The following is an 11,158-nucleotide window of genomic DNA, read 5'->3' on the forward strand; positions in this document are numbered from 1 at the left end:
ACCAGGTAAAGTAGAAGGCAGAGCAAGGGTGATATTCGATCCAGAACGTTTAAACGAATTGCAACCCGGTGAAATTCTGATTACAAGGGTAACTGCACCAAGTTGGGGCCCTGTTTTTGGAAAAATAAAGGCAACCGTTACGGATATTGGGGGAATGATGTCCCACGCAGCCATTATTTGCCGGGAGTACGGATTGCCCGCTGTTACAGGAACAGGATCGGCCAGTACTGCGATCAAAACAGGGGATTACATAATGGTGGATGGTTCCACAGGGAAAGTGAAAATATTGTAATTTGATTTCAAACTAACCAAAATAATTATATGATGAAAAAATTTCTTTTAAAAGCCATAATTTTAACGGGTTTGTTCAGTAATGTGTATGGACAAGATTTAAATCAAGCTCCTGGAAACTACGGTTTGACCAGTGTAATAGATGGGGCTGTTCCTGGGCCTGGATTTTATTTAATGGAATATGCTTCCTATTTTTCAGGAAAGGTCCAAGATTTTGATGGGAATAATGTAAAGCCTAATGGAACTGATGAATTAGAAATAAATACATTCTTATTATTAAACCAAGGAATATGGTTGACCAACCAGAAAATGTTAGGAGGAAACCTTCTTTTTGATTTACTGATCCCAATTGTAAATCTTGACACTAATGACCCTTATGATTTAGTAGGGAAATCTGGTTTAGGGGATATTGTGGTAGGCACAGGTATACAATGGTTTGACACAAAACTTTTTGGGCTATCGTTTCCAAATCGACTTGAATTTGATTTTATACTTCCAATCGGTTCCTATGATGATGAAGGAGGGACAAAACCCATAAATGCTAGTTCAAAATATTTTTCTTTTGAGCCTTATTGGGCAAGTACTTTATTTTTCAATAAAGATTTTTCAATGTCATTAAGAAATCATTTAACATTTAATGGGAAATATAAAGAAATATCCAATACAGAAGTTCAAGTAGGAATTAATTATAGATTAAATTATTCTTTTGAACATATTGTGGGTACCAGTGTAAATCTTCAACTAAAAGTGGACTGATCTTGGTCTAAAGATAAGTGATGGTTTTGTTATCTTCAAGGCTAGCCTTGAAGATGGATTCATTAACCATTTAAATCACTTAAAATGACAAAGAAGAACACGGAATCAATCGTAAAGGACATTAAAAGGAATACAAGGAGGAAGTTTTCTGCAGAGGAAAAGATCCGTATCGTGCTGGAAGGTCTCAAGGGCGAGGAATCGGTATCCGGCATCTGCAGGCGTGAGGGCATTGCCCCGGCACTGTACTATCGTTGGAGCAAGGATTTTCTGGAAGCTGGGAAGAAGCGCCTGATGGGTGACACCATGCGCGAGGCCAATACCAGTGAAGTAAAGGAACTCCGTGGGGAGAACTCCCAGCTTAAGGAAACGGTGGCCGAACTGTTGCTCCAGAACCGGGTGCTCAAAAAAAGTACCAATGGCTTAGGGTAAAATGGAGGAAGTACATGCGATTTACCCAACAGGAGAAATACGAGATCATAAGGCTTGTGGAGACATCTGAAATAGGCGTGAACAGGACATTGAAGGAAATAGGGATAAACAAGAGCACCTTCTACAACTGGTACGGTAAGTACCTCGAAGGTGGCTTTGACGGACTTGCGCCCAACCATAGGGCACGCAATACCTATTGGAACAGGATACCCGACAAGATTAGGTCGGAGGTCGTGGAGATGGCCCTGGACTTCCCGGAGGAATCCTGTCGCGGACTTGCCTGTAAGATGACCGATGAGCGGGAATACTATATCTCGGAGAGCAGTGTCTACCGCATACTTAAGTCACGTGGACTGGTGACATCCCCTGCTTTTGATACCATGGCCGCTTCACAGGAGTACAGGGACAAGACCATAAGGGTTCACCAGATGTGGCAGACGGACTTCACCTATCTGAAGATCGTCGGGTGGGGCTGGTACTATCTCTCGACCATTCTGGACGATTACAGCCGATATATTATCCATTGGGAACTCTGTCCCTCGATGAACGCAGGGGATGTGAAGAAAACAGTGGGAAGGGCATTGGAAAAGGTATCGCTGCCCAAAGGGCAAATGCCAAGGCTCCTGTCGGACAACGGGCCCTGTTACATCAGTGGCGAACTGAAGGAGTTCATAAAGGAAAGGGAGATGGAGCATATCCGGGGAAAACCGAACCATCCACAGACGCAGGGCAAGATAGAGCGTTACCACCGTTCGATGAAGAACATCATCAAACTGGACAACTACTATATGCCGGGGGAACTCAAGGAAAGGTTGGAAGAGTTCGTGGACTATTACAACAACAGGAGATACCACGAATCATTGGACAACCTGACACCGGCAGCCGTATATTTCGGAAGGGACAAAAAGATATTGGAAAAACGTAAATCGATAAAGAAAAGAACGATGCTCAAAAGAAGGAAAGAGCACCTAATTCAAAAGTTGAAACTATGACTTAACTTTGGATCGGGACAGTCCTAATTCGTTTGAAGACGTACATGTAATAGATAAAGATGCAAATGAATTAGCTTGTGAATATGCTAGAAAAAAAATAAAATCAAAAGTTGAAGATCCTAAAGTGGCTGAGTTACTACTTCCTCAAGATTATCCTATAGGGACAAAAAGGCTTATTGCTGAAACAAATTATTATGAAACATATAATAGAGATAATGTTACTTTGGTAGATGTAAAATCCTCTCCAATTGAAGCTTTTACGGATAAAGGTATAAAAACGTCTTCTTTGGAGTATGATTTGGATGTTATAATATGTGCCACAGGCTTTGATGCTATGACTGGCTCTTTTTTAAAAATTAACCCAATTGGAAAAAATGGAATGTCTCTCTCTGAAAAATGGAAGGACGGTGCTAAGACTACTGTTGGAATGATGGTGAATAATTTTCCCAATATGTTTATAATGTATGGTCCTGGAAGTTCATCAGTCTTTTGTAGTTTAGGCCAACAAGCACAGCAACAAGGGGATTGGATTAAAGATTTAATTAACTACATGCGGGATAATAATATTAAAGAAATGGAACCTAGTATTGAAACTGAAAAAGAATGGGTGGATCATGTAAACCAGATTGCAAATATGACACTTTTTGTAAAAGCAAAATCTTGGTACATGGGGGCAAATATTCCTGGAAAACCTCAAATGTTTATGCCTTATATAGGGGGAGCGCATAATTATAGTTTAAAATGTAATGAAATTGCGGAAAGTAATTATTCTGGTTTTATAAAAACCCCGCATTGATTAATATTTAATATGAATAAAGTAGAACTAATAACTATAGGTCTGATCAATCAAGATGATAAAGAGGCCTTAGATTTATACCTAAAAAAAATAGATGAATTTTACAGCAAATTAGGAGCAAAAGTAGTTGCAGAGTATCAAGTTAACATTACCGTATTAGGTAATAAAAAGGCTGATTTTATTACTATTGTAGAATTTCCTAATAAGTCTGCGGTGGAAAATTTATTTTATGGAGAAGAGTATATTAAAATTTTACCTTATAGAAATAAGGCTTTTATAAGAGTAGAGGCATATCTCAGCAAATAATTAGTATCCTAATTTTTGAGGGAAAATATATTTTAGTAACAAGTTGAAGATTTACAGGAAAGAGGACTATTGCAACTTTAGGCCGCACAGTTTGTTTGGGGACATGTCTCCCAACGAGTACATTGAAATGAATGAAAATAGCCCGGATTCTCTAGATAAGACCGGTACCTAATTTTGGGGGGAGGTCAATAATTATATTTTTTTTGTAGAAAACCCGTCCAAAGTTCGGGGTATCTACAGTCTTGTGGAAACGTTCACAGATTCCATTGGTCTGCGGACTCTTTGCCTTGGTACTGGTGTGGTCGATGTCCTCAATGGTCAGGTAAAGCTGATATTCGTGGTGCTCCCGTTTTCCGCAGTACTCGGTTCCCCTGTCGGTCAATATGCGCAGCAAGGGAAGCCCTTTCTGTTGGAAGAAGGGGATTACCCTGTCATTGAGCAGATCGGCCGCTGTGATGGCATTCTTACGGTCATAGAGCTTTACGAACGATACCTTGCAATAGGTGTCGATGAAGGTCTGCGCATAGATACGGCCGATTCCTTTGACGGAACCGACATAGTAGGTGTCCTGTGCGCCCAGATAACCCGGGTGGTGGGTCTCTATCTCGCCATGGGCTGTTTTTCCTCCTTTGCACGTTCCAAGGCCTGTAACTGGGCCTCGGTCAAAACAAAACCGTCCTGTGCGGATTTGGCCTCCAAGGCCTTCAACCGCTTTTTACAAATAAAAGCCTGTAACCATTTTATTTAATAAAGATTTTTAACCTATCTCAAATAGATATTTGATAACTTTTTCAATTCTCTTTTGAATTTTCACCAGAATGAAGACTGTTTTTGAAATTTGCTTTTTAAGCTTTGAGTTTCTTTTTGTAATGTAATCATATCCTCACTAAGTTTTATCTAAAACTCGCATATAAATTATTTGTATGACCAAGCATTTTTGAAATGGCTTCAAAAGGAAAGCCATTAAATAAAGATATAGTAGTGGCGAACGTATTGATGGGTCATATGAAAGATTAAATTCTTTTTTATTCCTACGACATCTACAAATTCATATAAGTATAAATTGGTTTTTTGTGAGTGATTCTTGGTAAAAGTGTTCAAGAGTATGTTGTATTTCCAATATGAAATGATTTATTGATAATAATTTCAATATCTTCCTTCAAAAAGTTCGAATTCCGTCCTCTTGAGGTCACGAATAAATAATTTAAAAAGAAAAAACGCCGAGCTTGCTTGAGCGTTTTTTTGTTTGGACTATTTTCAGCAGGGAGTGTTTTGAGAATATACCATCCTCTTGCGATCACCTAAATAATCAAGCACTTACATTTTTATGTGAGTGCTTTTTTGTTCTTGTAACACATCTGCAACACAAAAAACTTTTTAGAAAACCTGTTAAGCCATACCTCTCTTTATCATCTTTGCTCATATTTGATTCGACCTTTGTGAAACAGGATCTAGGTACTGTGGGGATTCCAAGAAAATTATAGATGGTGGGATTTTTTTGAAACGATATTATTTAATGTATCTCGCCGAGACCTCTCTGTCCCTTCTATTTTTAGCTCTTATTAGTAATTAGGAATCTACTATATTTATAAATGATAACGAATACTGGGCAAACATACGAGCCGAGACCGGTATGTGCAATGGAAGAGGTGACGAGAAAACCCAAAAAAAATCCGTCTTGGAAGACGTTGAGAAAGCACACGCTCCAATGGCAAGAGTACAATATAAGCAGTATAAAAGTATTTTACTAGACAGTTACTAAAGCAAAAAAACATGCAACAGATTTCTTTTTGGCAAACATGGGTAGTGCTAGGCTTACTCATGGCGATGCCCGCAACAATTACAGCACAGGAAGGTGAGCTTACTCTTGATGACCTGTTTGCAACGCCAAAACTGACGGGAACAACCCCTTCCCGGCCTGTGTGGGCACCTAATAGCAAGCACTTCGCCTTTTCCTGGAGTGAACCAGGAAATCCTGTACGTGGCCTCTGGGTATCCACAAGCGATGGAAAGGAAGTGCGCCACAGTTCCAATAAGGCGTCTACGTCCGTGCGCGATATAGTCTGGACCGTCTCTAATACAATCCTCAGCCTTCGAGGTAATGACCTTTGGCAGACATCGCTGAGCAAAGGAGACGACGTCCAGTTGATGCCCGTCGAGGCAGGTGCACATGACCTCTCGATATCGCCAGGCGGCAACCAAGCGGCTTATATACGGAACGGTGACCTGTGGCTTGCTGACTTCCCTTCCAAACAGAATCGCCAGCTCACCGAGATCGGCATCGCCAGTCTCTCGAGCTTAGGGAAGGGACGCTACAGCCGACCGGAACGTGAAATCGGTCCAGGCATCTGGAGTGGGCCAACCTACAAGTGGTCGCCCAATGGCAAGATAATCGCAATTCATGTCGTTGACCGACGCGAGATGCGAAAGGTGCCATTCCCGGATTACCTAGCTACCGAAACCAATCCCAACGAGGTACGCAGAAGTTATCCGGGCGATCCAAACGAGCTTCGCAGGGTTGGCCTCCTAGATGTAGAGAGTGGCAACATTATGTATTTAGATTTACCAGACCCGCACGCCAACCAGGTCATTGACTTCAACTGGTCACCGGACGGTGCGCTGCTAGTTGATATCGCTTCTGACACGGCAGTTGAACGTAAGTTGTTCGTCGTTGCACCCGGAGAAAGCCAAGTGCGGGAAATTTGGCGAGGTGTTCGAGAGAGCCGCATGTATACATCGTTTGGGTCTACCTGGCATCCGGATGGAAAGAGCGTCGTTTTCTTAAGCGACATGGGTGATCGCTACGGCCTTTATACAATCGATACCTCACCGTCTAGTGATAGTCCGCAACTCCTGACAGACCCTTCCTACGATGTGTTGTCCGCCCCAATTATTGCTGGTGGCGCGCTATTTTATGAAGGCAACGGCGTTAATCCGTATGAACAACACGTGTATCGCCTGAATATATCCGGTGGCGATCCCAAACAGGTGACGAATCTTTCCGGCCAGAACGTTGGCTACCCCTCACCGGATGGCCGGCACTTGGTATTCATGCATAGCAACGACACATCGCCGCCCGAACTTTACGCGTTAAGCAGCAAGGGTGGTAACGCTACCCGCGTAACCCACTCGCCATTGCCTGACTTTACGGAGCGAACCTGGACAGCTGCGGAATACGTTAGTTTCCCCAGTCTTGTAGATGACTACACGCTGCATGCCCGGATTCTGAAACCTACCAACATGCAGCCCGGTATGAAGTATCCAGTTATTTTTGGGCCCGTGTATTCGAATACAGCGAGGAACCGCTGGGCCGGTAACTACAGCCTCGTACAGCAGCTGCTGGTCAAGAAGGGATATATCATCGTGCAGGTGGATTCACGCGGTAGCAACGGCTATGGCCGGGCATTCCGTGAAGAGTTCCTGCTGGGTTTTGCTGAACAGGACATTGAGGATTATGCGAGTGCCGTTGCCTACATGGAGTCATTGGATTATGTCGATCCCGATCGCATCGGCATCTGGGGTAGTAGTTATGGCGGCACACTCTCCGTTTATTCATTGTTGATGAAGCCTGGCTTATTCCAGGTGGGTATTGCTGCAGCGGCGGCTGTTGATCCGATGTTCTTTGGCACGGATGACGTCGCGATTGTTCGTAGCCCACAGACACACCCAGAGGTCTTTGAAAGAAAAGCGCTCAACTATGCAGGCAATTTGGAGGATAAACTCCTGTTCATCCACGGTATGCAGGACCATGTGGTACCCTTCAAGACGATAGCCGTGTTAGCCGAAGAACTGATTAAACAGGGCAAGGACTTCGACTTTGCGTTTGCACCGGGTGCAACGCATGGATGGAGCCGTGAGCAATATTACGATCGCTATCTTTTTGGTAAGATAATCGAATACTTTGACCGACATCTATCCTTGCCTTCTAAGTAGCTATTTGCAGGAGTTTTGCTGTCTGTCGTATAGGTACGTTGGGCAGATATTTAGAACGCCACATGACAAACGATAGACCATACACCTCAAAAAAACTTTCCAAATAATAAAACCTTCCTCTATAATGAGGAAGGTTTTTTTCAAGCAAAAGCCTTATGTTTATTTAGTGTAGGGCATCTATGATTTCCTGTGGCAAAAGTACTTTATCAATGATGTGTACAATACCGTTGCTGGTCATAACATCCGCTGTGGTAACATTGGCATCTACATGTGTTTTGTCCCTGATCTGTACACCATGGTTGACTATTGCGAAAAGTGATTCTCCTTGTACGGTTACAATTTCCTGATGGTCAGATAGGTCTGTGGAGGCCACTGCGGCACCCGCAACCACATGATAGGTAAGTAATTGGGCCAATAGTGCCTTCTCTTGGTCCGTATCAAAATCTTCCAGACTATTGTAATTAGGACCTAAATTGTTCAGCAAATCCACAAAAGCATCATTTGTGGGTGCGAAAACGGTAAAGGGGCCCTCTCCACTCAATGTTTCTACCAAACCGGCATCCGCTTGAATCAAAGCCGCTACCAATGAACTTAAGCTTTCGGTAGCTTGTGCAGCTTCAACAATGTTAGGCATGGGAGGTTCCAAAGCGTCCAGAGCTGCCTGCGGTAACAATACTTTGTTTATGATGTGTACGACTCCATTGCTTGCCTCGACATCGGGCATTGATACGGTCGCGTTTTCTCCAGTGGCATCGGCTACATGTACGGTTCCATCCTTTATATTGATGGTCACGTTTTCGCCTTGAAAAGTCTCAATTTCCTGTCCATCGCTAAGTCCGGAAGAAAAAGCGGCTGTACCGGCAACTACGTGATAGGTAAGAATGGTTACCAATAAATCCTTTTCGGCATCGGTATCAAAATCGGCTAAGCTATTATAATCATCACCCAATGTATCCAACAATGCCACGAAGGCTTCGTTGGTTGGCGCAAAAACGGTAAAAGGACCATCACCGTTCAACGTTTCCACCAAACCGGCGTTCGCTTGGGTCAAGGCACCTACCAATAAGCTTAAATCCTCAGTCTCCACGGCGATTTCCACAATGGACTTCAATTGCAATTGGGTTACGAAATCAATGGCACTTTGAGGCAATAAAACCTTATCGATCGTATGAGCAACGCCGTTGGAGGCCATGATATCCACACCGGTTATATTGGCGTCCGTTCCAGAAGCATCTCCAATTACAAACGTATCTCCTGAAGCGATCACTTCGATGCTGTTATCCGGTAGGGCAGTTGGTACTTGACCAGGTGCTAAATCGGTCGACTTAACCTCTGCCGCTATTACATGGTATAGCAAGATGTCCTTTAAGAGGGCCATTTCTTCCATGGTATCAAAGTCATCCAGACTATTGTACTCGTCCCCAAGAATGTCCAAAAGGGCTACAAAAGCATCATCCGTTGGTGCAAAAACGGTAAAAGGGCCATCAGAACTTAAGGTAGCGGCCAAATCTGCCTTGATTACCGCAGCCTCTAGGATGGAAAGGGCTTCCGTAGCTACTACGATATCTACCAAGGTACCCGTTTCATTTTCCATTTCGCCCGCATTTAGGGCGTCGATTATTTCTTGTGGAAGCAACACTTTATCTATTACGTGTACGATACCATTGCTAGCTGCTACGTCCGGAATAATTACTTGGGCATTCATATCAGTTGCATCATCAATGAAAACACCACCTTCCAGACTAATGGTCAGGTCCTCTCCCTGAACGGTGGTAACCATCATACCATCCGACAAGTCCGTGGATGCTGCTGCCGTACCTGCCACCACATGATAGGTTAGAATTTTGGCAAGAATGGCCCGTTCTTCATCCGTATCAAAATCTTCCAAAGAATCAAAACCGTCCAATTGCCCTAACAGCGCTGCGAAGGCATCGTTTGTAGGCGCAAATACGGTAAAGGGACCTTCAGAACTCAAAGTTCCTACCAAATCAGTTCCCTCGTTAACATCTGCTGTAATCAGTGCACTAACGAGGGATGTTAGGGCGTCTTGGCCTTGGGCAGTCTCCACAATGGTCAGGCCATCTTCCTTTGAAGTCTCGATATTATCTTCCTTTTCGCAGGAAATGACCATAAATAGGGTAGTCAATAGTATCAGAAATACTTTAAAATGTAATACTTTTTTCATAATGTGTGGGATTTTAGAATTATGTTAAAAATTTCAGTTATTTAATTTTGGACGTCTTTTATAAAAACAACAGCCATTGGAAATCTACCCCTATGCACAGGAATTTTAATTCTATTTTAACATTTAAGGGGAAGGTGTTTTATTTCAAAAAGAGAGAAAAACGTCCTTATAAGTGGAGGCTTACCTGTTTTTCGGACAGTTTAAAAATCAATTATTTTAAATCGTGAAGAAAAGCAGGTTTACAGAAACTCAAAGCATTGCAATATTGCAAAAGTACGTTTGAGGCAAGTACCATGAGCTTGGCCAGAGCCTGTAATCCCGTATAACTCTCCAGTTCGCTATGGCACTACCCTAGCCGCTGAAACAATACGGAAGCTATCAATAGGCCAACGAAGATGGCACAGACCAATGCCAGCTAGGGCTTTGATTGGCTTTATAACCACCGGGGCAAGCAAGATCAAGCGTGGAACCGAAAACATGCGCTAGGTATCTATGGCATGCAACCTGTGGGAAAGACAAAGAAATGGTTGCCAAAATGCATAAAGGAAGGTTTGTAATGACCGAATGCCACTTGGGAGGTACCTTTGAGCGCTAAGGAAAGATATTGGAAGAATCCTTAAGGAATCTAGTTACAGGCTGATTGATGTTCTAGAATAATTTCCTTTAATTCTTCATTACTATGGACGGATACGTCAGAACTGCCATGTAACTTAAGAATAACCGGAAATTGTATGGAGGCCAACGTACTTTTAGAAAATCCTTGTATGGACTGATAGGTGGTACGATCGTGATCGAATGTTATCGATGAAAAAGTGCCCAATGAGGAATCGAACAAAGCGACATCTATATTGTAAACAAAATCTACACAGCTTATAAAATTATTGTCCATAAGTCCTTCGGCACAATTATGCTGTAAATCCAATAGTGTTTGATAATCTTCCAATTGGATCTGTTCGTGGTTCGAAAATGTTATTTGGATTGGAAACACAGGTCTTATTTCTTGACCGCTTTGTAAGATACTCAAATCATCTATCCCAGTTATATTGTGTGTACTATTGTCAAGGATGATTTCGTACGGAAAATTGATACTGAAACAATTGGATCCATCAACCGCATCATCAAAAGACCCATCGTGCAGGGCTATAGATGTTACCAAATTGGTAAGCTGTCCATCGTTTAAAAATGAAGATTCCCTAGGATCGGTCTCCAAGAAGAATTCTTCCTTTTGGCAGGTAGAGAAAATAAATAGAAATGCAATAAATATAAAATTCTTCATAACATTGTATTGAAGTGGTTTAAACTTTTATTTTTTTCTTTTTCTTGAATTTTTTCAACGCTATCGCAATGAATGCCAAATAGTTGAATCCTTTCCAGCTTTCGGTGGTCGTATCGAACCTGTTGAGCAGGGAACGGTAGCTGTCCATCCATGCATTCGCCCTTTCCACGGCATATCTTTCATCGTATAGGTCT

The 11,158-nt window shown here is 42.5% G+C and carries 7 protein-coding genes and 3 pseudogenes; 6 read left to right on the forward strand and 4 right to left on the reverse strand.

Translation table 11 applies throughout. The features are described 5' to 3' along the window. From BFP75_RS16895 to BFP75_RS16915, 5 genes and pseudogenes are all read left to right on the forward strand, one after another. A partial coding sequence (locus BFP75_RS16895) for a PEP-utilizing enzyme (RefSeq protein ID WP_240531819.1) occupies nt 1-292 on the forward strand: 292 nt, incomplete at its 5' end. 32 nt (nt 293-324) lie between these two features. Continuing rightward, the gene (locus BFP75_RS16900) at nt 325-1,047 is read left to right on the forward strand and encodes a transporter (RefSeq protein WP_206073562.1); all 723 of its coding nucleotides are present in this window, start codon (nt 325-327) and stop codon (nt 1,045-1,047) included. An 84-nt stretch (nt 1,048-1,131) separates the two neighbouring features. Continuing rightward, nucleotides 1,132-2,468, forward strand: a pseudogene (locus tag BFP75_RS16905) (IS3 family transposase). Nucleotides 2,469-2,475: 7 nt separating this feature from the next. Next, nucleotides 2,476-3,264: a hypothetical protein gene (locus BFP75_RS16910; protein WP_099546534.1), complete on the forward strand. Its 789-nt coding sequence runs from the start codon at nt 2,476-2,478 to the stop codon at nt 3,262-3,264. 12 nt (nt 3,265-3,276) lie between these two features. Next, nucleotides 3,277-3,570: a DUF1330 domain-containing protein gene (locus BFP75_RS16915; protein ID WP_099546535.1), complete on the forward strand. Its 294-nt coding sequence runs from the start codon at nt 3,277-3,279 to the stop codon at nt 3,568-3,570. 199 nt (nt 3,571-3,769) lie between these two features. Here the strand turns inward: BFP75_RS16915 and BFP75_RS16920 are convergent. Continuing rightward, nucleotides 3,770-4,287: pseudogene (locus BFP75_RS16920) on the reverse strand (IS481 family transposase); the annotation flags it as partial. A 1,056-nt stretch (nt 4,288-5,343) separates the two neighbouring features. On the opposite strand from BFP75_RS16920, the gene BFP75_RS16925 reads away from it, so the two are divergent. Continuing rightward, nucleotides 5,344-7,503: a S9 family peptidase gene (locus tag BFP75_RS16925; RefSeq protein WP_099546536.1), complete on the forward strand. Its 2,160-nt coding sequence runs from the start codon at nt 5,344-5,346 to the stop codon at nt 7,501-7,503. A 163-nt stretch (nt 7,504-7,666) separates the two neighbouring features. Here the strand turns inward: BFP75_RS16925 and BFP75_RS16930 are convergent, their stop codons facing one another. The 3 genes and pseudogenes from BFP75_RS16930 to BFP75_RS16940 form a co-directional block, all read right to left on the reverse strand. Continuing rightward, entirely contained in the window at nt 7,667-9,688 is a 2,022-nt protein-coding gene (locus BFP75_RS16930; protein WP_099546537.1) for a fasciclin domain-containing protein, read from the reverse strand. A gap of 625 nt (nt 9,689-10,313) precedes the next feature. Beyond that, nucleotides 10,314-10,964 carry a hypothetical protein gene (locus tag BFP75_RS16935; RefSeq protein ID WP_099546538.1) on the reverse strand — a complete coding sequence of 217 codons (651 nt, stop codon included), beginning with the start codon at nt 10,962-10,964 and terminating at the stop codon, nt 10,314-10,316. 19 nt (nt 10,965-10,983) lie between these two features. Then, a pseudogene (locus tag BFP75_RS16940) lies at nt 10,984-11,158 on the reverse strand (IS5 family transposase); the annotation flags it as partial.

Source organism: Maribacter sp. 4G9 (assembly GCF_002742265.1).
In the GTDB taxonomy this organism is placed as follows: domain Bacteria; phylum Bacteroidota; class Bacteroidia; order Flavobacteriales; family Flavobacteriaceae; genus Maribacter.